The 23,880-nt window shown below is 65.3% G+C and carries 19 protein-coding genes and 4 pseudogenes; 8 read left to right on the forward strand and 15 right to left on the reverse strand.

Annotated features, from left to right (window positions below):
* Nucleotides 1–16: 16 nt before the first annotated feature.
* Entirely contained in the window at nt 17–817 is an 801-nt protein-coding gene (locus tag G205_RS03260) for an IclR family transcriptional regulator (RefSeq protein ID WP_009356718.1), read from the reverse strand.
* Nucleotides 818–931: 114 nt separating this feature from the next.
* Between G205_RS03260 and G205_RS03265 the strand changes: the two genes are divergently transcribed.
* The 8 genes and pseudogenes from G205_RS03265 to G205_RS03300 all read left to right on the forward strand — a co-directional run bounded on the left by G205_RS03265 (nt 932) and on the right by G205_RS03300 (nt 8,127).
* Complete coding sequence (locus G205_RS03265; RefSeq protein WP_009356719.1) at nt 932–1,435, forward strand: tripartite tricarboxylate transporter TctB family protein; 504 nt, start codon at nt 932–934, stop codon at nt 1,433–1,435.
* Between the two features lie 124 nt (nt 1,436–1,559).
* Nucleotides 1,560–2,939: a tripartite tricarboxylate transporter permease gene (locus G205_RS03270; protein WP_009356721.1), complete on the forward strand. Its 1,380-nt coding sequence runs from the start codon at nt 1,560–1,562 to the stop codon at nt 2,937–2,939.
* Between the two features lie 58 nt (nt 2,940–2,997).
* Nucleotides 2,998–3,996, forward strand: coding sequence for a tripartite tricarboxylate transporter substrate binding protein (locus tag G205_RS03275; protein ID WP_009356722.1), 999 nt, complete (start codon nt 2,998–3,000; stop codon nt 3,994–3,996).
* Between the two features lie 33 nt (nt 3,997–4,029).
* A pseudogene (locus G205_RS03280) lies at nt 4,030–4,657 on the forward strand (RraA family protein).
* 18 nt (nt 4,658–4,675) lie between these two features.
* Entirely contained in the window at nt 4,676–5,455 is a 780-nt protein-coding gene (locus G205_RS03285) for an NAD(P)-dependent oxidoreductase (protein WP_009356724.1), read from the forward strand.
* A 76-nt stretch (nt 5,456–5,531) separates the two neighbouring features.
* A pseudogene (locus G205_RS03290) lies at nt 5,532–6,868 on the forward strand (TRAP transporter large permease subunit).
* Nucleotides 6,869–6,880: 12 nt separating this feature from the next.
* On the forward strand, nt 6,881–7,141 hold the full coding sequence (locus G205_RS03295) for a hypothetical protein (protein WP_009356727.1): 261 nt from the start codon (nt 6,881–6,883) through the stop codon (nt 7,139–7,141).
* The gene (locus tag G205_RS03300) at nt 7,138–8,127 is read left to right on the forward strand and encodes a cyclase family protein (protein WP_009356728.1); all 990 of its coding nucleotides are present in this window, start codon (nt 7,138–7,140) and stop codon (nt 8,125–8,127) included. Before G205_RS03295 ends, G205_RS03300 begins: the two co-directional genes overlap by 4 nt.
* A 25-nt stretch (nt 8,128–8,152) precedes the next feature.
* Here the strand turns inward: G205_RS03300 and G205_RS03305 are convergent, their stop codons facing one another.
* The 14 genes and pseudogenes from G205_RS03305 to solA form a co-directional block, all read right to left on the reverse strand.
* A complete protein-coding gene (locus G205_RS03305; RefSeq protein ID WP_009356729.1) occupies nt 8,153–8,803 on the reverse strand; it encodes a GntR family transcriptional regulator in 651 nt (216 codons plus the stop codon).
* A gap of 78 nt (nt 8,804–8,881) precedes the next feature.
* Nucleotides 8,882–10,335: pseudogene (locus G205_RS03310) on the reverse strand (NAD-dependent succinate-semialdehyde dehydrogenase).
* A 28-nt stretch (nt 10,336–10,363) separates the two neighbouring features.
* Entirely contained in the window at nt 10,364–11,497 is a 1,134-nt protein-coding gene (locus G205_RS03315; protein WP_009356731.1) for an FAD-dependent oxidoreductase, read from the reverse strand.
* A 62-nt stretch (nt 11,498–11,559) separates the two neighbouring features.
* The gene (locus G205_RS03320) at nt 11,560–12,966 is read right to left on the reverse strand and encodes an NAD(P)/FAD-dependent oxidoreductase (RefSeq protein ID WP_152419511.1); all 1,407 of its coding nucleotides are present in this window, start codon (nt 12,964–12,966) and stop codon (nt 11,560–11,562) included.
* 13 nt (nt 12,967–12,979) lie between these two features.
* Nucleotides 12,980–13,714 carry an SDR family NAD(P)-dependent oxidoreductase gene (locus G205_RS03325; protein ID WP_009356733.1) on the reverse strand — a complete coding sequence of 245 codons (735 nt, stop codon included), beginning with the start codon at nt 13,712–13,714 and terminating at the stop codon, nt 12,980–12,982.
* Nucleotides 13,715–13,774: 60 nt separating this feature from the next.
* Nucleotides 13,775–14,881 carry an alanine racemase gene (locus tag G205_RS03330; protein WP_009356734.1) on the reverse strand — a complete coding sequence of 369 codons (1,107 nt, stop codon included), beginning with the start codon at nt 14,879–14,881 and terminating at the stop codon, nt 13,775–13,777.
* A gap of 9 nt (nt 14,882–14,890) precedes the next feature.
* Nucleotides 14,891–15,334 carry a RidA family protein gene (locus G205_RS03335; protein WP_009356735.1) on the reverse strand — a complete coding sequence of 148 codons (444 nt, stop codon included), beginning with the start codon at nt 15,332–15,334 and terminating at the stop codon, nt 14,891–14,893.
* Nucleotides 15,335–15,393: 59 nt separating this feature from the next.
* On the reverse strand, nt 15,394–16,083 hold the full coding sequence (locus tag G205_RS03340; protein ID WP_009356736.1) for a haloacid dehalogenase type II: 690 nt from the start codon (nt 16,081–16,083) through the stop codon (nt 15,394–15,396).
* Between the two features lie 466 nt (nt 16,084–16,549).
* Complete coding sequence (locus G205_RS03350) at nt 16,550–18,703, reverse strand: amylo-alpha-1,6-glucosidase (RefSeq protein ID WP_009356738.1); 2,154 nt, start codon at nt 18,701–18,703, stop codon at nt 16,550–16,552.
* 69 nt (nt 18,704–18,772) lie between these two features.
* Nucleotides 18,773–19,081, reverse strand: coding sequence for a hypothetical protein (locus tag G205_RS03355; protein ID WP_009356739.1), 309 nt, complete (start codon nt 19,079–19,081; stop codon nt 18,773–18,775).
* Between the two features lie 120 nt (nt 19,082–19,201).
* Entirely contained in the window at nt 19,202–19,900 is a 699-nt protein-coding gene (locus G205_RS03360) for a GntR family transcriptional regulator (protein ID WP_152419512.1), read from the reverse strand.
* Between the two features lie 34 nt (nt 19,901–19,934).
* Nucleotides 19,935–21,387, reverse strand: a pseudogene (locus G205_RS03365) (NAD-dependent succinate-semialdehyde dehydrogenase).
* 26 nt (nt 21,388–21,413) lie between these two features.
* Nucleotides 21,414–22,667: an aspartate aminotransferase family protein gene (locus G205_RS03370; protein WP_009356741.1), complete on the reverse strand. Its 1,254-nt coding sequence runs from the start codon at nt 22,665–22,667 to the stop codon at nt 21,414–21,416.
* Between the two features lie 80 nt (nt 22,668–22,747).
* Nucleotides 22,748–23,878: an N-methyl-L-tryptophan oxidase gene (gene solA, locus G205_RS03375; protein ID WP_009356742.1), complete on the reverse strand. Its 1,131-nt coding sequence runs from the start codon at nt 23,876–23,878 to the stop codon at nt 22,748–22,750.
* Nucleotides 23,879–23,880: the final 2 nt, after the last annotated feature.

Here is a 23,880-nt window from a genome sequence, read left to right on the forward strand (position 1 = left end):
TGAGGCTGAACCCGGCCTAGTAGACGGAGCCTTCAAGGAGCGCGGACAGCGTGCGGGCCGCGCGCCGGAGCTCCGGCACGCCGGCCTTAAGTGTGTCTTCGCTGGCTGCCTCCACCGGGCTCGTGAGCGAAATGGACTCCGTGGGCCGGCCGGTCCGGTTGGGCACGGCAACGGCCACTGACAGGACGCCGGTGGCGCGTTCGTCCGCGGAATAAGAAAAGTCCACACCCGCCTCTGGGAGCCTTGCCTGAAGGGCATCTGCCGTGAAGGACTTGTCTTCGTGCCCCGCGGCGACGGCCGCGGCCGCTACCTGCTCCAGTTCTTCCCTGGGCGCAGACGCCAGGAGTATCTTGCCTGCCGCGCCGAGGCTGAGTGGCAGGCGCTTGCCCAGGGGAAGGTCGTAGCGCAGGGGCGCCGCGCCGTCGACACGCGCCACGAGGATCCGCTCGTAACCAAGCCGGGTGTAGAGCGACGCCGTCAATCCCGTCGAGGTGGCCAGCTGCTGGAGGATGGGCCGCGAAGACACCACCAGGGGATCGTTTTCGAGATAGCTGCGGGCCGCCGGCAGGACTGCTGGGCCGATCCGGTAGGACTTGTCCGTCTGGCTGACCATGCCGAAGTCCTGGAGCACCCGGAGGATGCGCAGCGTGGTGGGCAGGCTCATGCCGCACGCCCGGGCCAGGTCGCTGAGCCGCTGCGGCCTCTCCGCCCGCTGCAGTTCGGCGTACACCTCCAGTGCCCGCGACAGGGAGCGCATGTTTGACGCTTTGGGCCCCTCATCCGTGGAAGGCGGCGGGGTGGATGCGGCGGTCGTCATTGTTTCATTCTATGTAATCCCCTTGCGCTTGACAGTGGGTGTGTCTGCTGTCACTATTTCTATACACGTAAGGCTCTTTCATTCTATGAAAGGCACGAACACAAGAAGGAAACCATGACAACGGAGTCACTGACGACGACACCCAAGAGCGCGGCACGCGTTGCTCCATCCGTTCTGGTGGGCATCGGCGCTTTCGCGGCCGTCGGCATCTACGTCCTGGTCAGTTCCCTGGGACTCGGCCTCTGGACGTCCCTCGGCCCCGGGCCGGGGCTCTTCCCCTTTGCGATGGGCGGGGTGCTCGTCGCCATGGCGCTGGTCTGGCTGATCCAGGAGCTGCGCCGGCCAAGTGAAACGGCGGAAGGGGTGGACCGCGGCCTGGTGGTCGCCGTGGTGGTCAGCCTGGCCATCCTGGCGTCCGTCATGGATCTTCTCGGGTTCCAGCTGAGCACGTTCCTGTTCCTCATGTACCACCTGAAACTGCGCGGACGCCGGACCTGGGTCACGTCGCTGATCATTGCCCTGACCGGAAGCGTCGGCGCCTTTTACGCCTTCAACTACGGACTGAACGTCGCGCTGCCGGTCTCTGCCTTCCCCCTGCTGAACACGATCGGACTCTAGACGTGGACATTTTCAACGAACTGCTGGGCGGTTTCGCGGCCGCCATGACCTGGCAGAACCTGCTGTTCGCTTCCTAGGCTGCCTCCTGGGCACCGTCATCGGCGTCCTGCCCGGCATCGGCCCGGTGGCCGGCGTCGCGCTGCTGATCCCCCTGACCCTGAACATGGACGCGACCGGCGCCATCATCATGCTTTGCGCCATTTTCTACGGCACGGCCTACGGGGGAACCATTACCAGCGTCCTGCTGAACACTCCCGGCGAGGCGGCCTCCGCCATCACCACCATTGACGGCTACGCCATGACGAAGATCGGCAAGGCGGGCGCCGCCCTGACCATCGCCGCCGTCGGGTCCTTCGTTGGCGGCACGATAGCGACCGTGGGGCTGGTGGCCGCGGCGAAACCGCTGGGCGAACTGGGCCTGCTGGTCGGGCCCCCCGAGTTCTTCGCCCTGATGGTAGTGGGCATATCCCTGCTCGTCGCCCTCGCCGGCAAGTCCATGGTCAAGGCCGTGATCTCCGGCGCCCTCGGCCTGCTGATCTCCATGGTCGGCATCGACCCTGTTGCCGGCGCACCCCGCTTCACCTTCGGCGTGGACAGGCTCCTGGACGGCGTCAGCTTCGTGGCCGTGATTGTCGGAGTCTTCGGACTCTCGGAACTGCTGTCCTACCGCAAAGGGGCTGCGGCACCGGCAGTCCACGCACCCAACTTCCGGTCGCTGCTGCCCACCGGCAAGGAATGGCGGCGCAGTGCCCCGGCCATGGCCCGCGGCACCGGCATCGGGTTCGGCCTGGGCCTTATTCCCGGCATGACCGGCTCCGTGTCCTCCCTGCTTGCCTACGGCGCCGAGAAGAAGTTCTCCCGGCACCGCAACGAGCTGGGCAAGGGCGCCATCGAAGGCGTGGCCGGCCCGGAGACCGCCAACAACTCCCACGCCAACGCAGCACTGATCCCGCTGTTCACCCTGGGCATCCCCGCATCCCCGACCATCGCGGTGCTGATGGGCGCCTTCCTGCAGCAGGGCCTCACCCCCGGGCCCACACTCTTCACGGAGAACTCCGAGATCGCGTGGGCCATCATCGCCAGCCTGTTCATCGGCAACCTGATCCTGCTCCTGCTGAACGTCCCGCTGGTGGGCCTGTGGACCTCCATCCTCCGGGTCCCCACGACGATCCTGACGGCGCTCATCCTGCTGTTCATGGTCATCGGCGCCTACACCATCAACTTCACCGTCTTCGACGTCTTTGTCATGATCGGTTTCGGCCTCCTCGGGCTCGCGCTGCGGCACCTGGACATCCCGCTGGCCCCGATGGTGCTCACCCTGGTGCTGGGCCCGCTGATGGAACGTTCCCTGCGTGAATCCCTTGAAATCTCCCAGGGCGACTTCGGAATTTTCGTCAACCGCCCCATCTCTGCGGTCCTCATCGGCCTGGGACTCCTCATCATCTTCAGCCCGCTCCTCAAGCTCCGTAAGCCCAAGGCGCTCAACGAAGACCCCGAAACCTAAAGACACCCGTTCCATCCCCAACCTCTGCACAACAGACCACCTTCAAAGGAGAAGCCCCATGAAGACCCGCATCCGCCTTGCCGCCGTCGCAGCAGCAGGCCTCCTCGCCCTCACCGGCTGCGGCGCGAACGCCGGAGCCACGAACACCGCCAGTGACTTCCCGCGGAAGGGCAAGTCCATTGAAATTGTGGTGGCCTTCGGCTCCGGCGGCGCCGTGGATACGGCTGCCCGGCTGATCCAGCCCGTCCTCGAGAAGGAACTGGGCACCAACGTGGAGGTCATCAACAAGCCCGGAGCCGGCGGACAGATCGGCTACACGCAGCTCACCAGCGCCAAGCCCGACGGCTACACGATCGGGGCCACCGGTTCCCCGTCCGTGGTTGTCTCGCCGCTGGATCCCAGCCGTGGCGCCAAGTACACCCGGGACAGCTTCCAGCCCCTCGGCCGGCAGGTTATCGACCCCACCGTGATCGCCGTCCAGCCGGACAGCCCGTACCAGACCCTCAAGGACCTCCTGGACGCAGCCAAGGCCAGTCCGAAGTCCATGACTGCCAGCACCACGGGGCTGCAGACCGGCGAACACTTTGCCATGGCCCAGATCCAGGAAACCACAGGCTCCGAATTCGCCCCGGTCCACTTCTCCGAGGGTGCTTCCCAGGCCACCACTGCATTCCTGGGCAAGCACGTGGACATCCTGGTGGCCAACGTCAGCGACGTCACCGACCTGACCAAGCAGGGCAAGGCCCGGGTCCTGGGCGTCATGTCCGAGGAGCGTGCGCCTTCACTGCAGGACGTGCCGACCTTCAAGGAATCCGGCTACGACCTGGTGGCAGGCACCGTCCGCGGCTACTCCGCCCCGGCCGGCCTGCCGGACGAGGTGGCCGAAAAGCTGGAAGCTGCACTCCAGAAGGCCATCGAGGATCCGGCCGTGGTGCAGAAGATGAACGACCTCGGCCTGCAGACCAGCTACCTCAACGGCGACGACTACCAGCAGTTCTGGGCCGCCCAGGAAGAGGACTTCAAGAAGGTCCTCCCGCTGGTCCAGAAGACCGACTAACCCCTTTCCGCGCCTCCCACGAAAGAACGCACCATGACAACGCCCGCCACTGACACCATCGACGCCGACTTCCCCCGCCCCGACAGGGACGTCATTGAACGGCTCGCCAAACTGCCGGCTGCCAACATCGGCGATGCCGTGGACCGCCTTGGCGTCGCCCACTCGGCAATCCAGCCATCTGGCCGGGAGCGAAAATCGCCGGGCCGGCCTTCACCGTCTGGACCCGGCCCGGCGACAACCAGGGAATCCACCAGGCCCTGGGACTGGCACAGCCGGGGGATGTCATCGTCGTGGCCGGCGGGGCCGATGAGTCCCGCGCCTCTTAGGTGAACTGATTGGGGAACGGGCCATCAACCTCGGCATCGCCGGATTCGCCCTGGACGGAGCAGCGCGCGACGCCGAGGCGCTGGGTGAGATCGGCATGCCCGTCTTCGCACGGGCTACTTCACCCGCGGGTCCCTACAAGAACGGCCCCTTCCGGCTGGGAACGGCCATCGCCTTCGGCGGCGTCCCCGTCCTGCCGGGCGACGTCATCATCGGCGACTCCGACGGCGTGGTGGTCATTCCCCGGGAACAGGCAGCCGCCGTCGCGGACGCCGCGGAAGCCGTGTTCGCAGACGAAACCAACCGCCGGCAAGCAATCGTTGCAGCCCGCTCCTAACCAGAAAGAGAAGAACCCATGACAGCGTGCACCGTCATCGGCCTCGGCGAGGCCGGCGCAACCTATGCTGCAGCCCTCACCGCTGCCGGCCACACAGTCACCGGCTATGACCCCGTTGCCCCCACCACCCCGGCGGGCGTCACCCGCGCCGCCACCGCCGCCGAAGCATGCCGGGACGCGGACATCGTCCTGGTGATGACAGGGGCGGCGGCAGCCCGGGCCGTAGCCCTGGAATGCCTGCCGGTCATGGCGGCCGGCAGCTGCTATGCGGACTTCACTTCCTCCTCACCGGGCGTCATGCAGGAGCTGGGCCAGCTGCCCGGCAAGGCGGACTTCGCGGACGTCGCCATCCTTGGACCGGTTTCCGCGCTGGGGGAGAAGACCCCCCTGATGGTCAGCGGACCCGGGGCCCAGGCCGTGGCCGACCTGCTGCGTCCGCTTGGCGTCGACGTCGAAATCACTGAAGGGGAACCGGGCGCGGCCATGGCCCACAAGCTGCTGCGCAGTGTCCTGATGAAGGGCCTGGCTTCAGTGGTGGTCGAAGCCGTCACCGCCGGGAAGGCGGCAGGGCTCGAGGAGTGGATCCGTGGGCAGATCGCCAAGCAGCTCGCCGGGGACGGCCAGGCAGTGATCGACAGGTTCCTCACCGGGACCGTCAAGCACGCGGTCCGCCGCTCCAAGGAGATGCAGGACACGGCCAGCTACCTCTCGGACCTCGGTGTGCCCGCTGAGATGACCAACGCCTCCGCCGCCGCACTGACTCGTATTGCGCAGGCTACGGTGCCGGTCTTGCGCTGACCCCGGGGCACGACAGAATCAATAGCAGGAAAGTAAACCGCGTGACATTCAGCAGCACAACGTCAGGGGCAGGATCGTGATCGGAATCTGGGCACTGGGGGCCTATCTGGCCGTCATTCTGCTCTGGACCACCGTGATCAAGCGCAGCGTTGGGGAAGCATGATCCTCGGGTTCCTGGTGGTGCTCCCGTTCACTGGTTCCGCCGCCGCCCAGGTGGGGTGGGAGGCGCTGTACGCGGCCATCACGGACGAAATCGTCTACGCCACCATGGCGTTCGTTTTCATGGGATACCTGCTGGACAAGGCAGGGGTGCTGGACCGGCTGATCGACCTGTTGAACTCCCTCATCGGCGGGGTCAAAGGCGGACCGGCATGGGTCTCAACAGTGGCGTCGGCGGGCCTGGGTGGAGTGGTCCACAACCAGGCCGCCATCGCCGCGACCGTAGGATCCGTGACCATCCCCTGGATGGAAAAGTCCCGGCTGGACAAGCCCTCCGCCGCCACCCTGGTGGCGGGCAACGCGGGCATGGGCATCACGTTCCCGTTCAGCGCCTCAATGTTCGTCCTGGCCGGATCCGCTACCGTGGGGCCGCTGCTGGATATCAACGCCCTCGTCCTGCCGCTGCTGTTCGGCGGACTGTGGTGCTTCCTGCACCGGCTGATCGTCACCTGGCTCCTGGTCCGCAAGAGCGGCATGGCCCCGCTGGACGCCGCGCACCGGCTGCCCGTCCGGGCCGCGTTCGGCAGGGGCTGGGCGACGCTGCTGCTGTTCGTCGTCGTCGCCATCCCGCTGGTCATTACCTCCGGTGCCGTCGCGCAGGCGCTCACCGGCTGGACCGGCACGGACATCACCAAGGCGGTCGGCGTCATCGTCTGGATCCCGGTAGTCCTGATCATCACCGGTGCGCTCCTGGGCCGGAAGAACCTTCCCAGGAACCGGCGGGCCTGGCGGGACCTGTTGCAGGATTCCGCCCCGCGCTTTGGCATCGTGGGCGTCACGGTGGTGTTCGCTTTCGCCGGGGCCAACGCTTTGGCCGGCACCGGCCTGCCCCAGCAGATGACAGCCCTTCTGAACGGCATGAACCTGCCGCTGTGGCTGTTGGCCATATTGATCGGCTTGATCGTCATTGCCGTCGCCGCGCCGCTGTCCGCCACCGCCACCATGGCCGCCGTCGGAACCGTTGGCGTCGCGGCACTGGTGGCTGCCGGGGTGCCGGCCACCACTGCCGCCGTCGCCGTGCTGGTCTTCTCCTCGTGCGAGGCGTCGGTCCCGCCGGGCGGCGCACCGCTGTACGTGGCCTGCGGCATCGCCGACGTCAATCCGATCAAAACCTTTGCCCGGCTCCTCACCCACTACGCGCTGCCGCTGCTCGGCATCGGCGTCCTGATCATCCTCGGCGTCCTGCCGATCTAAGGGGGACACACCATGCACAAGATCCGGCGTGCCGTCCAGGCCGTCTTTGTCCTCACGCTGGCGCTCCTGCTCCTGGGTGGAGTGTTCTTCGTCGCCGGCCAGGCCGTGGCGCTTGCGTCGGGACAGGGGGAGTGGCTCGAGTTCTTCAATACAGCCATCAAGGACCCGATGTGCATCGCGGCATCGGTCTGCGCGGTTACCGGGTTCCTGCTCAGCTACAAACACGGCAAGGAACAGGCAGTGACGGCCGGGGAAGCGGCAGCATCGCGATGACGGACATGTCGGAAGGCCCGGCCTACCCCAGTTACGCCGAACTCCTGGAACGGGCCGGAGAGCTTGCGGGGACCTCGTGGGGGCTGTTTCCCCAACCCGGCCGCGGAACCCCGTCCTTCATCGGGCCGGATACGGTCCTGCGCGCCAGGGACTCCATCCGGACCGGAACCGTGTTCGGCCTGGACTACCCGGCAGATGCCTTCGATCCCGGCATGTCCCTGAAGCGCGGTGCTCCCAGGCACACTATCTACTCCTCACACCCTGCCCACCGGGACGACTACCTGGACAGGTACTACCTCCAGGGGTCAAGCCAGATCGACGGGCTCCGGCACCGCAGGGCGGACGACGTCGGCTTCTACAACGGCACGCCCGATCATGTGATCACCGAGGGCAGTCCCGAGCTGGGGGTCCAGGAGTGGGCGGAACATCCGATCGCCGGCCGGGGGATCCTGGTGGACCTGGCCGGCTACCGGGAGAGCGTCGGCGAGCCCATCAACCACGCGAATGGCGAACCCCTCGGCCTGGAGCTGATTCAGGAAGCCCTGGCAGCCCAGTCCCTCACCCCCGGGCCGGGGGACATCCTGATGCTGCACACCGGCTGGTGCGAATGGTTCCTGGACCTGGCTCCAGGGGAGAAACTGCGGATCCGGGACAGCCGGAAGGCAACGGGAGTCGCCCAGTCCCGGGAATTCCTCGCGTGGGCGTGGAACAGCCGGTTCGCCGTCGTCGCCGCTGACAACTTCGCCTTCGAATGCCTTCCCGCCCTCGCGCGCAGCCCGTTCCGGAACACCGCCCCGAACGACCACGGCATGATGCACCAGGATCTCCTGGCCAAACTGGGCATGCCTCTCGGCGAACTCTGGAAACTCGGCCCGCTGGCACGGCACATGAGGTCCAGCGGCATCTGGGATGCCTTCATCAGCATCAAGCCGCTGAACATCACCGGGGGTACGGGATCGCCGGCCAACGCCACGGCTGTGACCTGACGGCCGCCGGCTGGATCGACCCCACTTACATTCCGGCCCGCAGAGCGTTGTGGAACTGGCTGACCAGCTCCTGGCGGAAACCGTCCATATCGCCGTTCAAGGCCATGTCAGCCAATTTTTCATGCTCCACGGCGATGTCATGCAGGTCGCTGTAGGTGCGGTGGTCAACGGCCAGGTAGAGGCGCAGCTTGGTTTCCCACCCGTTCCACATACTCTGCAGTGCCCCGTTTCCGGAGAAGTCGTAAAACAGCCGGTGGAAGCGAAGGTGCGCGTCAATGCTCGCAGGGATATCGTTCGTTTCCGTGGCCCGGTGCAGTTCCTCAATAGTTTGCGTCAGCCGGTGCCGCTCGCTGCCACGCAACGTTTCGACCGAGAGTTCGGCGGCGTAGGGCTCCACTAGGACACGGATCGAGGCGATTTCGGCGACCTCGCGGTCACTCACTTCCACCACAAAGGAGCCACGGAAAGGAATCTTGACGACCAGTCCTTCCTCCTCCAGCCGGGTCAGCGCTTCCCGCAGCGGCGACCGGCTGATCCCCAGGTCCGCGGCGATGCGGGTCTCGCGCAGCTGTCCGCCCGGGGGGACTGTTCCGTCAAGGATGGCGGTGCGCAGGACGCGGTAGACACCCTCCGGCGTGGTGGTTCGCTGCTCCTGCCACGCGAATTTGACGTCCATGGCGCCGCCTTTCTTGTCGATTGTCGATTATATCGGCCAGCTTCCGGTGGACCGGAGAGCTGGCCGATATGGTGTTTCCTACACCGCGATAGCCGTGTACTTGATCTCCAGGAATTCTTCGATACCCACCTTGCCGCCTTCGCGTCCCAGACCGGACTGCTTGATTCCGCCAAAGGGGGCTGCAGGGTTGGAAACGAGTCCGGTATTGATGCCGACCATGCCCACTTCCAGCTCCTCGGAGAACCGCTGTGCGGTCTTCAAAGCCTGGGTGTAGACGTATCCGGCGAGGCCCCACTCGGTGTCGTTGGCCAGGCGGAGAACTTCGTCTTCGCTGTCAAAGACAGTCACCGCTGCGACAGGTCCGAAGATTTCCTCATGCATCAGCTTCGCGCCGATGGGCACATCGACCAGGACAGTAGGCGGATAGAAGTAGCCGGGCCCGTCTGGGAGCGTGCCGCCGGTCAGGATGCTGGCGCCCTTGGTTACGGCATCGCTAACCAGAGCGTGTACTTTGTCGAGGCTTTTTTGTTCAACCAGGGGGCCAACCTCAGTGCCGGGGTGCGAGCCGTTGCCCACCTGGAGTTCAGACATCCTCTTCGCGAACTTCTCACTGAATTCCCCTGCCACAGATCGGTGAACGAAGAAGCGGTTTGCCGCAGTGCACGCCTCTCCCATGTTTCGCATCTTGGCCGTCATGGCGCCGTCGACGGCCTTTTCGATGTCCGCGTCGGCCAGCACGATGAAGGGGGCGTAGCCGCCCAGTTCCATCGACGACCGCATCACGTTGTCGGCAGCCTGGCGCAGCAGGGCCTTGCCAACTTCGGTCGACCCGGTGAAGCTGACCTTCCGGGCGATGCCACTGGACATCCAGGTATCGACCACACTGGAAGCGCGTGAGGTGGTGACAACGTTCAGGACGCCGTCGGGAAGCCCCGCCTCCCGGAAGATGTCCACCAGGGCGAGGGACGTCAGCGGCGTGAGCGCGGCCGGTTTGAAAACCATGGTGCAGCCTGCCGCGACAGCCGGCGCGATCTTGCGGGTGCCCATGGCCAGCGGGAAGTTCCACGGTGTGACGAGTACGCACGGGCCGATCGGTTCCCTGGTCACGATGACGCGGGTGCTGCCATAGTCTGATACGGCGTCATCGCCGCCGACCCGGACGGCTTCCTCGGAGAACCAGCGAAGCATCCCAGCGCCATATGCCACCTCGCCTCGAGCCTCTGCGAGGGGCTTGCCCATTTCAGCGGTCATAATTGCGGCGAGCCGGTCCGTGTTGGCCACAACCAGCTCGTAGGCGCGGTAGAGGATGTCGGCCCGGATGCGGGGAGTTGATTCCGCCCACTCTGCTTGGGCTCGGCCGGCGGCTCGATGGCCTGAGCAGCATCATCCGGGCCGCCGTCAGCCACGTGGGCGATGACTTCATTGGTGGCCGGATTCTCGACCGGGAAGGTGGCTCCACGGCTGGCCGCCCGCCAGGCGCCATTGATGAAGAGCTCGGTGTGGAGGGCAGTGGGGTCAAAGGAGGCGGTCATCTCACGCTTTCAGTTGCAGTATGGGTGGTCAGGTGGTTTTGAAGCGTTCCGGGCGCAGGAAGTCCAGCCCGCTGAAGTGCTGTTTGCCGAGTGCTTCATGGGCTGCAATGTGGCCGAAGCCGGTGGCATTCTTGAAGCCGCCGCCGGAGAAACCGGTGGCGATATAGATCCTGCTGCCCTCGTTGAGTGGGCCGAGGAGTGGGTGTCCGTCAGCGGTGAAGAGTTCGGGAAAGGCGTCAGCCCGGATGATGCTGGGGTTAAGGCCGGGAAGGAATCCGGTCACAGTTTCCGTGGTCTCTTGGATTTCCGCGGCCGTCAGATCCCTGGGCACGGCGTCCGGGTCAGGGGTGGGCCTGCCGCCGCCGTCCAGGGTCGCTTTCACCGTAACGCCGTCCACGGCCGGCGCCCCGTACATGGCGCGGTCCTGGTGGACGCGGCTGAAGACAGGGAACCGGGCGGGCGAAAAGCGGGCACTGTCCTTAGCAACGAACCAGGTCAGGATAAGCCGTTTGGTCTGTGTCTGGGCCTTGAGGTAATCAGGCATGAAGTGCCGGGACCAGCCGCCCGAAGTGATGATCACATTCTCGAACGTCCAGGATCTGCCGGCCGAGGTGATGAGTACACCCTCCGGCGTTTCCTCGATACCTTCAATGGGCGTATTGGTGTGGACCGTTGCGCCGTTGTCCTGTGCGGCGGAGACAGCCGCCGTCACCGCACGGTCGGTGCGCAACACGCCTGCGTTGGGATCAAAGATGGCGACGTCATCATGGTGGAGGTTGTGCTGGGGGTAGCGTTCGGCCATGTTCTGGCGGGTAAGGACGCTGTGTTCTGCCCCCGTAACCCGGGTGGTTTCCAGGACCGAGGTGATGTAAGGGCCATCGGCGGCGCCGATCGACAGGCCTCCGCAGCGGGTGAGGATGTCCTGGCCGGTTTCGGCCTCGAGCTCTGCCCACAATGCGCGTGAGCGCTTCATGATGGGGTAGAGGCCCGGGTCGCCGCGGAAAATCATGCGGAACAGGCGGGTGTCACCGCCCACGGCACTGCGTCCGTGGCCAGGGGAGGCGGTTTCGAAACCGACGACGGAACCGGAGATGCGTGAAGCCTGCCAGAGGGCCATGCTGCCGATGCTGCCGAGGCCAATGACCGCAAGCTTTCCATCCATGTTCAGTGCCTTCCTTTCTTTGCCGGATACGGCATGACGGCGGGAAAATTGGACGTTGTGCACTATTCGTGAAGTCCGGCCAGCCGGCTGCCGAACCTGGCCAGGAGGGAAGTGTTGCTCGAGTCCATACGTTCTTCCCACTGGTCGGCGAGTCCGAACAGCCGGTACATGCCGTGGACACCCAGCCAGCGGAGTGGCTCCGGTTCCCATTTCCGGGAGCGGTAGCCTACCCACGGGAGCGTGGTCCGTTGGGTGTCCTGTTCGAATGCCAGCTCGGCGAGGGTCCTGCCACCCACGTAGGCGGCTGTGACGCCGTGACCCGCGTAGCCGGTGGAAGATCCTATTCCAGTGGCCGGGTCCCAGTGCACGCCGCCGTTCCAGTCACGGGTGACCCCCAGGACCCCTGACCAGGCATGGTCGACTTCGAAGTGGATTCCGGGGAAGAACGTGGCGAGCTTTTCGGAAATCAGGTTGATCGTGGACTGGGCTGTTGCCCCGCGGCCACCGGTGCCGGACGCATAGCGGTAGGGACGGCCGCGTCCGCCGATGGCGATCCGGCCGTCGGCGGTGCGTTGGGAGTAGATGAAGGTGTGGGCCGAGTCGTTCAGGCACTGCAGTCCGTTCCAGCCGATCTGCCGCCACGCCTCCGCGGACAGGGGCTTGGTCACGATCATTGAGGAGTTGATGGGGATCAGGGTCCGGTGGCCAAGCAGCGGGCCCGAGTAGCCTTCGGTGCAGATGAACGCCTTGCCGGAAGTCACCCGGCCGTTGGCCAGGACGAGCACTCCGGCGTCCACACTCTCCACGCGGCTGTGTTCGTAGATGTCCACACCCATCGCCGTGAGCCTGTCAGCGAGACCATAAACAAGCTTTGCCGGCTGGATTCGTGCGCATTGCTTGTAGAAGAGGCCGCCGTGGACGGTGGAAATGTTGATGTTGTCCTGGAACTCGTTCCGGTTGAGGAACTGGACCTCGTCTTCGGTCAGCCCGTATTTCAGGTCCGTGTCGCGTCTGCTGCGCAGCCGGCCGAGCCCCGCTTTGGTGTGGGCCGCCACGAGCGCGCCGCCCTTGTGCTGGTCGGCGTTGATGCCTTCAGCCTTGAGTATTTCCAGGACGGCATCGACGCCGGTGATGAACTCCTGCTGCAACGCCCGGCTGGCGTCCATCCCGCCGCCGGAAGCACGGGCAAAAGTGGCGCGGTTTCCGGGGATCATTGCCGACAGCCAGCCGCCGTTCCGCCCGGACGCGCCGTAGCCCACTTGTTCTGCCTCGAAAACCGCGACGGAGAGGGACGGCTCGAGCTTCTTGGCGAAATACGCAGCCCACAGGCCCGTGTATCCGCCGCCGATGATAGCCAGGTCTACTGAAAGCTGTCCCGAAAAACGCGGGTACGCTGGCTTCTCATCGGCGAGCCCGGCCAACCAAAAGCCAAGGTCGCCATTTTTTGGTGTTGCCGCCAGGGTTTGCATTGGTTGTCCCTCTCTAAAAGGCGGTGTATCCGCCGTCGACAGGGAGCGTTGCTCCCGTGATGTAGGAAGATTCCTTGGACGCAAGGAAAAGAACGGCGTCGGCGATTTCTTCGGGAGTCGCGAGGCGTTTGAGGGGGATCTGGCCCTCCCGCTCCCGGCGGTAGGCCTCCGGGTCGGGTCGCCGCTGGAACGATGCCTCGATCACGGGTGTCACGGTGAGGCCCGGTGCGACGACGTTGACCCGGATATTGCGTTCGGCCCATTCGATCGCGGCGCCCTTGGCAAGCATGATGACGCCTCCCTTGGCGGCGGAGTACAGAACTTCATCGGGTTTGCCGACCATGCCCAGCCGGGAACTGACCAGGACGAATGAACCCCCGGATGCAGGCATGAGCCGGGCGAAGTGTTTCATCACCAGGAAGGTGCTGAGGAGGTTGCTGTGGAGCACGTTCCTGGCATCCTCGTACGCCATCCCGGTGAGAGGACCGCTGACCTGCAGGCCGTGGTTGAGGACGACGACGTCGACCGTGCCGAAGGACTCGGCGGCCTGACTGGCGAGGCTTTCCACAAACGCCTCGTCGTTGAGGTCCCCGGCAACATACAGGTCATCGGGCTGGGCGCTGTCGAGGTGCGCCCTGCGGCCGGTGAGCAGCAGCCGTGCGCCTTCCCGCCGGAAGTGGGAGGCAATGGCCTCTCCGATTCCGCTGCTGGCACCGGTGACCAGGGCGGTGGTCTTATCAAGTCTCATGTCGGACACTCCATCGTGGATAAAAATGCTGGTGGTGGTGGGGAGCTGCTGTAGATGGGGTCAGTTGAGGTGCCCGCGGGCGTCTACTGCCCAGCGTTCCAGGGACGCACCCGAACTGTCGGTGACGACGTACTCCTCAAAATTGACCACCACCGGGCATACATGGTTGGGGATGACGGGCAGCACGGCGCCAACCGCAGGGCGGAACCCGCCCCCCGGAAGGGGGAGGAACCCGTGGTATTCATTGAGTTTGGACAGGGCGGCAGCGGTGCCGGCAATCCGGCCGTAGCCGATCTCGGGGCTGCCTTCCCGGCCCAAGGCTTTGGTGCCAATATCGAGGATGACCTGGCCGGGAACCCAGTCGCTGACCACCGTCCCGGCGACGAACAACGCGATCTGGTCCTCCGTGCAGGCGCCCAGGCGCGCGTTGTTCAGGTCGTTGAACACGTACTCTCCGGGCCGGATTTCGGTGATCACGCTGCTGGTGGCGAATTCCACCGTGGGCGTGGAGCCGGCGCTGACCACTTCCGGCCTGATCCCGTGCGAGCCCAGGCTGCGCACCGCGGTGGTGAGCGCGGCTTCCTGGTCTTCCGCGGCACGCTTGCGGGCTTCCGGACCGGCGCTGCCGTGGCCCGGATAGGTGAAGACGCCTGCCGGAACCAGTCCGCGCTTGCGGGCAGCGAGGGCGAGGTCGCCCGCGGCCTCCGGAGGAGCCCCGGACCGGCGAGCGCCGCAGTCGACCTCTATCACCACCTGCAACTGCTCAGGTTCTGTGCCCATCGCGTCGGCGAGGGCGTTGATCGCGGCGACATTGTCGACGCCGATCCGCAGCCTGGTGCCTGCGGCCAGGCTGCGGATCCGCTTCCCCTTCGTTCCCGAAGGCCAGAGCGGGTAGGCGATGAAGATGTCGTCGAAGCCGGCAGCGGCGAAGACCTCGGCCTCACCTACGTTGCCTGCGGTGATTCCCACTGCCCCTGCTTTCACCTGGCGCCGGCCGATTTCCACGCATTTGTGGGTCTTGACGTGCGGTCTGACTGCAAGGTTCTGCTGGGTTGCGAACCGCTGCATGCGGTCGATGTTGTCCTGCATCACGTCGGCCAGCACGATCGGGGCCGGGGTATCAATGCGGCCGGCCAGGGCGTCGACTGCTCGTTGAATGCGGTTCACGTGTGCTCCTTACAAGGCGGTACAGACCATCTGGATTTCCACGGGGGTGTTCAGCGGCAACCCGGCCACGCCAATCGCGGTCCGGGCGTGCCGTCCGTTTTCCCCCAGCACCTCGATCAGCAATTCACTGGCGGCGTTGGCCACCTTTGATTGCAGACCGAAGTCCGGTGTGCTGGCCACGAAGACCAGCATTTGCACGATCCGGACCCGGTCCAGATCTCCCATCGCCTGCACGGCAGCGGCGAGGCAGTTCAGCGCGCAATGACGCGCAAGCTCCTGCGCCGTCTCCAGCCCGACCTCCCGGCCGACAACGCCCTGCCCCAGCAGGACCCCGTCCCTGTAGGGCAGTTGGCCGGAGATATGGATGCTGGAGTCCACCGCCCGGTGATCCATGTAGTAGGCGTTACCAGCGAGGACCGGAAGCTCCAGGCCGAGGGCTTCGAGCCGGTCCATAGCCGAGGTGCCCTCGACGGTTTGAGGTAGTGGCAGGCTCATCCGTACCCACGGTCCCTTTACGAGGCGGCCGGGCGCGGCAGGCCAAAGAGGACGGGGAGGTCGGCGATGTCGGTGATCCGCTCGTAGCCGAGCCAGTGCTCGTCGTGCTCGAAGCCGCGGTCCATGTACACCTTGTTCTTGATGCCCATGATGGCTGCAGGCCGGTGGTCGTACATCGGGCTCGCGGAGACGTGCACGATCTCGTCCGGCGTCACGCCAAGCTTGTCGAACATGTACTCAAATGCACCGAGCCGCGGCTTGTACATACCCATCTGTTCGGCGCTGATGATGGTGTCGAAGGGGGCCTTCAGGTTCGCGGCGAGCCGAGCCGCATCCGCGGTGTCGCTGTTCGTGATGATGACCAACGGGACTTCTGCAGCCAGGCGGTTGAGTGCCTCGGTGACACCCGGGTAAGGGCCCCACGTGGGGACAGTCTCGTAGACAGCCCGGGCATCGGCTTCACGGTACTCGATGCCCACCCTGCGCGAGGCGCGTTCCATGGAGTTCGCAACGATCTGGCGGAACGGCTTGTAGTCGCCCATGCACTCGTCAATCCGGTAGGCCTTGCAGGCCTGCAGGTAATCCTCGGCGACTTCGGCTGGCAGACGGTCTCCCAAGACGTCACGCAGCGCGTCGTTGATAGCGAATTTGATCAGCGTTCCGTTCATGTCGAAGGTCACGAACTTTGGTTTGGTTGTGAATACCACGGGGTCCTCCTGTGACTGGTTACGGCAACGTCGATTGTCGACGACCTCTGTCGATTGTCGACGATACTCGCTTTGATTGTGGATTGTCAACGATTCTTGCTTGGATTCGGCATTAATTCCGATTGAGCTCTATCGTAGATTGTTGACAATTGGTAGTCTTTTCCCTGTCAGGAAGCTTGTCCCGCCCCCTAGGCGTGGACTTCCCCAAGGAGCATGGAATGAAGAAACGCCGCTTTGATACTCCTGCTTTCGAGCTGGATGAAACGTCCCGCACGGGCCACCACTGCCCTAAGACCGGTTGGTGGGCCGCCGCGGGAGATCCGTCAGCGGCACGCTTCATCACGAAGGGGGAAGTGATGCCTGCCTCATGCGGCGAGCCTGTGCTGTGGATGCTGGGGAAGACTGCCGGCAGCCGCAGCCTGCCCTCTGTTGCTGTCCTTGCTCCGAGCCACTAGGCACAGCTTCGTCACTTTTCCTTGCGCAGCCCGGCCTCGGCCAGGAGTTCGGTCAGCCATGGCCGGTGGCCACGATGGAACGCCATCCCCTCCGGGAGTCCATGCACCGTGGGCACGCAATTGGCGATGTCGATGGTGACGCGCCCTCCTGCCATGGGTGCGTTGCTGATGTGCAAATCGCCGTAGGATTCCGGCAGTTCGGGGTCCATCCAGAACCCTCCGCGGGACACGTGGGCGTCGTACCTCATCAGGCTCGTGACCAGCTGGATGGGCGACGTTGCGGCCCAGGCCTGGGGCGAGCAGGCGGTTGGATAGGGCACGGGCTCGCTGTACTGTTCCCGGTTGAACCCGCAGAACAACTCGGGCAGGCGCCCTCCGGAGTGTTCGGCTGCTTCGAAGAGGGCGGTGGAGATGCGCTGTGCCTCTGCAACGAATCCGTAGCGCATCAGGCCCGCCGCGATCACGGCATTGTCGTGCGGCCACACAGAGCCGTTGTGGTAGCTGGCAGGGTTGTAGGCGCCCATGTCCGTGGCGAGGGTACGGACGCCCCAGCCGCTGAACATTTCAGGGGACATCAGCCGTTCGGCAACCAAGGGAGCCTTGTCCTCATCCACGATGCCCACCCAGAGGCAATGCCCCATGTTGGAAGCGCACGCGTCCACCTGCTGTTTCCTCCCGTCCAGCGCGATGGCGTAGTACCCCTTGTCCGGCATCCAGAACTTCTCGTTGAACCGCGCCTTCAGCTCGGCCGCACGGTCCGCGAGTTCGGCCGCCAGCCCTGTGTCCCCGGTGTCGTGGGCGATCCAGGCGCGGGCCATGTAGGCGTCATAGACGTAGGCCTGGACCTCGCAGAGCGCGATGGGCGGCTCCGCGAGGGTGCCGTCGGCAAAGTTGACGCCGTCCCAGGAATCCTTCCAGCCCTGGTTGACGAGACCTTGGTCATTGAGGCGCTGGTACTCCACAAAGCCGTCGCCGTCCCTGTCGCCGTAGTCCCGGATCCATTCCAGGGCGCGGTCGGCGTGCGGGAGCAGTGCGGCAATGGTGTCCCTGGCGAACCCCCAGCGGCTGACCGAGCCCAGGATCACCACGAACAGGGGAGTGGCGTCCACGCTGCCGTAGTAAACGGATTTGCCTCCCAGGGCCAGAGAACTGGAGACGTCGAGCCGCACCTCGTGCAGGATCTTCCCTGGTTCCTCCTCGCTGACGGGATCCACCACCCTGCCTTGCCGGTCGGCCAGTGTCTGCAGCGTGCCCAGGGCAAGGGAAGGGTCCACGGGCATGGCCATCTCCGAGGCCCACAGGGAGTCCCGCCCGAACAGCGTCATGAACCACGGCGCGCCGGCCGCCACCACAATCCTGTCGGGGTGGGCGGGATCCTCAATGCGGAGGGCGCCAAGATCGTCATAACTGCGGCGGAGGGTCCGTTCGATGGACCTGTTGCCCATGTGCAGCTTGGGTATTTTTGCCACCCATTCCTGCCGGCGGCGGTCGCTGCGCGACAGTTCGCCTTCAGCCGGCCGGACAACCGGTGCCGCGGGGGCTTCGGAGCCGGGCACCACGGTTAGGACGGTGTTCCATTCGCCGCGCGGCGGGATAGTGGCCACGCATGTCAGTTCCTCGCCGGCCGCTGACCAGGGGGTAGCGGACGTTACGACGACGGACTTCCGGACTTCCTGCCAGCGGCCGCTGATGCTCAGGGTCTTTCCGTCGAACTCGCGGGTCTCGTCCCATACCCGGGGGGTTCGGGCTTCCTTGACTTCAAAGACATCCGCGAAATCCGAGCTGATGGTAATCGTGACCGTGCATTCCGCGGGCTTTGTGGAGTGGTTGTGCACGGTGACGTGTTCCACGATGCCGATCCCCAGTTCCCGCCTCCGTTCCACGATGAGTGGGCTGTCCGCGTAACCGTCCGACCGGGTAACCCTGCCGGCGAAAATCGCCCTGTATGGCTCTTTCGTCTGGGCTGCCAGCGGTTCCAGGGGCTGCCCGTTGACGGCCAGGTTCCACCTGGACAGGATGCGGGTGTCCTGGAAAAAGAATCCATGCGGGTGTTCCGGGTGGATGTCCCCGTTCGGCAGTGAAATGCAGAAGGACGTGCCTTCCACCAGTGTGACCGTGCCGGCCCCAAGCGGGCCTGCCGCCGTGTCCGCGTTCCATCCAGCCATTGCCCGGCCTCCTCGGGGAACTGCCTGACGGGCAACCGCTCCGGGTTGGGGGCGCTGGCTGGCCGTCCTCTACGTGGTAAGCCCGAGGCTACTCCCGCCGCCCCTTGCAGGCCAGAGCCGCGTGCCGGCGTCGGACGTCATGCCCATGGAGAGGTCGTACTCGTCCTCGATGTGGAAGAGCCGCCGGTCCCCAATACGGTCTATGACCCAGATGGTCCGGCCGTCGGCGGTCCGTTCGTCCACCCTCCCGCTGTAGTGCTCATAGCCCTGCCGGCCCAGGGTTACCAAGTCCCCAGGCTCCAGGGATGACCACGTTGCTTCGCGGACGCTGCGGGCAGCCCGGGTTTCGAAGGCAGGAATGGCCCGGTTGTCTTTCATGTGCACGTGCTCCTTGCTGACCGGCAGCTGGCGCCAGTGCCAGCAGGCGGTCGTGGAAATGGGTGTGGTTGAGTAAGGGCCCAGTTCCGCTGGAACTGGCCCTTACTGTGAGCGGTGCTGCTAGGCGCTGATCCCGGCTGCTTCAGGATCGGAGGTGAGGTCCTCCACCGCCTTCTCCATGTGGCGTTGAATGGCACGCTGGAGTCCCTGCCGGTCACCTGCTTCCAGGTGGTCGAGGATCTTCTGGTGTTCCTGCACCAGGACGTCGATGCGCGGATACGCCACTTCCAGCCCGAGGATACACATGCGGGATTCGGCCGCGAGCGTCTCATAAATCCGGATCAGGCGGGTGTTGCCGGTGCCGGACACGAACGTGGTGTGGAACTGCATGTCCAGCCGGGCGAGGGCCTGCCAGTCGGAGGCCTTCACCTGCTTGGCCATGTTCTTGATAATGGCCTTGAGTTCCCGGACGGTGGTTGCAATCTGCTCCGGGCCTGAGTCGAGGAGGGTGTGGGCGGCAGCAAGTTCCACCGCCTCGCGGACGGCATAGATTTCCTTTACGTCAGCCGCCGTCAGTTCCAGCACGAAAACCCCGCGGTTGCGCTTGCTGACCAGGATGCCCTCCTGGCAGAGCCGCTGCAGTGCTTCGCGCAGCGGGCCCCGGGAGGTGTTGAGCTGGCTGGCCAAAGCAGATTCGTTGACCTGCTGCCCGGGCCTGAACGCCCCCTGGACGATGAGCTCCCGCAACTGGTCGGCGATCAGTTGCGCCGTGGGGCGACCCTCCAGTACGAATGTTGCCTCCGGTGCCGCCATTGACATCCCCTCATTCCATGAATCGGCAGATTGCAGTTTATTAGAACGCTATTGCTGTGTACTTGTACTCGAGGAATTCATCGATTCCCACTTTCCCGCCCTCGCGGCCCAAGCCTGATTGCTTGATGCCACCGAAGGGTGCGGTGGGGTTGGAGACGATGCCGGTGTTGATTCCCACCATTCCGACCTCGAGTTCGGTTGAGAAGCGCGTGGCCTTTTCCAGGCTCTCGGTAAAGACGTAGCCCACCAGGCCCCATTCCGTGTCATTGGCCAGTCGGAGGACCTCGTCCTCGCTGTCAAAGGGAGTGATGGCTGCGACCGGCCCGAAGATCTCCGTGCTCATCAGGGCCGCGTCCCGGGGGACGTCCGTCAGGACCGTCGGTGTGAAGAAGTATCCGGGACCCTCCGGCCGGGTTCCGCCGGTCAGCAGCCGGGCCCCCTTTGCTGTTGCATCGGCGACGAGGCTTTCAACCTTGTCGAGCCCCTTCTGTTCGATCAATGGTCCGACGTCGGTGCCCGCCACGGCACCGTTGCCCACCTGCAATTCTGACATCTTCTTGGCGAACTTCTCGCCGAACTCCTCCACGACGGACCGGTGGACGTAGAAGCGGTTGGCGGCGGTGCAGGCTTCGCCCATGTTCCGCATCTTCGCTTCATGGCACCATCCACGGCCTTTTCGATATCAGCGTCGGCCAGGACGATGAAGGGTGCGTTGCCGCCCAGTTCCATGGAGGACCGCATGACATTGTCGGCGGCCTGCCGGAGGAGGACCTTGCCCACCTCGGTGGAGCCGGTGAAGCTGATCTTCCGGGCAATGCCACTGTCCGTCCAGGTCCGCACCACACTGGAAGCCGAGGACGTGGTGACCACGTTGAGGACGCCGTCGGGAAGTCCGGCCTCTTTGAAGATGGCCACCAGGGCCAGCGATGTGAGCGGCGTCAGCTCGGCCGGCTTGAAGACCATGGTGCAGCCTGCCGCGATGGCCGGTGCTATCTTCCGGGCGCCCATGGCCAGGGGGAAGTTCCACGGGGTGACCAGCACCGAGGGGCCCACCGGCTCCTTGGTGATCTGGATGCGTGTGGTTCCGTCCACTGACACGGTGCTGTCGCCGCCGATGCGCACAGCTTCTTCCGAGAACCAGCGGAGCATTTCGGCCCCGTAGGCCACCTCGCCCCGGGCTTCGGCCAGCGGCTTCCCCATTTCCGCGGTCATGATGGCGGCGAGCCGTTCGGTGTTGGCGATGACCATTTCGAAGGCGCGGCGGAGGATGTCCGCACGCTGGCGCGGGGTTGACCTGCCCCAGGCCGCCTGGGCACGGCCGGCTGCTCGATGGCCCGCGCGGCGTCATCGGGCCCGCCGTCGGCCACCTGGGCAATGACTTCGTTGGTGGCGGGGTTTTCCACCGCGAAGGTGTCGCCGTCCGCGGCCTGCTGCCAGGTGCCGTCGATGAACAGGTTGGTGTGAAGGCTGTTGGGATCAAAGGATGTGTTCATGATGATCTTTCAGTGATCAAGGCGGACTAGGAGGTGGCTGTCTTGAGGGCCTGGGTGAACCTGGCCAGGCCGGCCTGGATTTCGTCGCTGGTGACATTGAGGGCCGGGATGAGGCGGATGACGTTGCCGTGCGGGCCGCAGGTCAGGAGGAGGAGTTCTTCCTTGATGGCCGCCTGCTGGACGGCCAGCGCGGTGGCGGGGTCCGGGGTGTTGCCGTCGGCGGTGAACTCGACGCCCTGCATCAGGCCACGGCCGCGGACGTTGCCGATGCCGGAGAACTCGGACTGCAGCTTGTCGAGCCCGGCGCGCAGTTCGTCCCCGCGAAGCAGCGCATTTTCCACCAGGTTCTCGCGCCGGATGACGCCGAGGGTGGCGACGCCGGCCGCGGCTGCCACGGCATTCCCGCCGTACGTCCCGCCTTGGGAACCGGGCCATGCCTTGCCCATCAGTTCCGCGGAGGCGGCAATTGCCGAGATGGGGAATCCGCTCGCGAGGCCCTTGGCCGTGATGACGACGTCCGGCAGGATGCCTGCCCAGTCGTGGCCCCAGAACTTGCCGGTGCGCCCGACGCCGGCCTGGACCTCGTCGAGGATGAGCACGATGCCGTGCCGGTCGGCGCGCTCGCGGAGGCCCTGGAGGAACCCGACGGGCGTGGGGATGTAGCCGCCGTCGCCAAGGACGGGCTCGATGATGAAGGCAGCGGTATCGGCCGGGTGGCTGGCGGTGAGGAGCAGGTGGTCGAGTTCCTTCAGGGCGAACTCCACCGCCGTTGCCTCGTCCCAGCCGTAGCGGTACCAGTGCGGGAAGGGCGCCACGTGCACGCCGCTCATCAGCGGCGAGAATCCGGACCGGAACTTTGATCCGGCCGTGGTCAGGGAGGCTGCGGCAACAGTCCGTCCGTGGAAACCGCCCTGGAAGGATATGATGTTCGGCCGGCCGGTTGCCATGCGGGCCAGCCTGACGGAGGCTTCCACGGCTTCGGATCCGGACGTGGCATAAAAGACGCTGTCCAGCCCCTGGGGCAGGACGCCACCCAGCAGTTCCGTGAGTTCCAGCAGCGGCTGGTGCATCACGGTGGTGTACTGGGCGTGCACAATCTTGCCCACCTGCTCGCGGGCCGCGGCCACGACATCAGGGTGGCAGTGGCCTGTGCTGGTGACGCCGATACCGGTAGTGAAGTCGAGATACTTCTTACCGTCGGTGGCGTGGATCCAGCTGCCGGACGCGTGGTCGACGATGACAGGCGTCGCCTGCTTCAGGATGGGGCTGAGGGTTGCCATGGGTTGGTACTTTCTTGATAACTGTAGATTGTCAACAATAAACGGATGGTGGGTCGGGCCGCAAGTTCTTTCCTGCTGCGCTACTGGGCGAAACGTTCCGGCCGGACGAAGTCCAAGCCATCGAAGGTGCGTTTTCCAAGGGCTTCGTGCGCGGCGATCTCGCCGAAGCCGGTGGCGTTCTTGAAGCCGGCGCCGGAGAATCCGGTGGCGCAGTAAATCCTGCTGCGGTCGGCCAGCCTGCCCAGCAGGGGGTGTCCGTCCATGGTGTAGAGGTCGGGGAACGCGTCGGAGCGGACGATGTTGGGGAACAGGCCGGGGAAGAACTCCGTGACGGTTTCCATGGTCTCGGTGATTTCCGCGGCGGTGAGTTCCCTGGGTACTGAGTCGGCCTGGGGTGTGGGCGAGCTGCGGCCGTCCAGCGTGGCTTTGACGGTGACTCCGTCCACCGCGGGTGCGCCGTACATGGAGCGGTTTCCGGAGATGCGGATGAAAATGGGGAACTTCTCGGGTGAGAACTGGGCCGCGTCCCGGGCAACGAACCAGGTCAGGTAGTTCCGTCGGGTTTCCGTGGCCGTTTTCAGGTAGTCCGGCATGAGGCGTCGGGACCAGCCCCCGGAGGCGATGATGACGTTCTCGTAGGTCCAGGTCTTTTCGCCCGAGGCGATGATAACGCCGTCGGTGGTTTCGGTGATGCTGTCGATGGGGGTGTCGGTATGGATCGTTGCGCCGTTGGCCTGGGCGGCTTCGATGGCGGCCGTGACGGCGCGGTCGGTCCGCAGGGCGCCGGCGTGGGGGTCGTAGACGGCGATGTCGTCCGGGCGGAGGTTGTGCTGGGGATAGCGTGCGGCCATGTCCTCGCGGCTGAGGATGACGTGCTCGGCCCCGTTGGTCCGGGTGGTTTCAAGCAGTGCGGTGAGGTAGGGCCCGTCCTTGGTGCCGATGGACAGCCCGCCGCAGCGGGTGAGGATGTCCTGGCCGGTTTCTGCTTCGAGTTCGGCCCAGAGCTGCCGTGACCGTTCCAGGATGGGGTAGTAGTTGGGGTTGCCGCGGTAGAGCATGCGGAAGAGGCGGGTGTCCCCGCCCACGGCGCTGCGGCCGTGGGCGGGTGAGTGTGCTTCAAATCCGACGACGGCGTCGGTCAGTCGGGAGGCCTGCCACAGGGCCATGGATCCGATGCTGCCAAGGCCGATGACGGCGAGTTTTCCGTCCATGG

The sequence above is a fragment of the Arthrobacter nitrophenolicus genome (assembly GCF_000332815.1).
In the GTDB taxonomy this organism is placed as follows: Bacteria; Actinomycetota; Actinomycetes; order Actinomycetales; family Micrococcaceae; genus Arthrobacter; species Arthrobacter nitrophenolicus.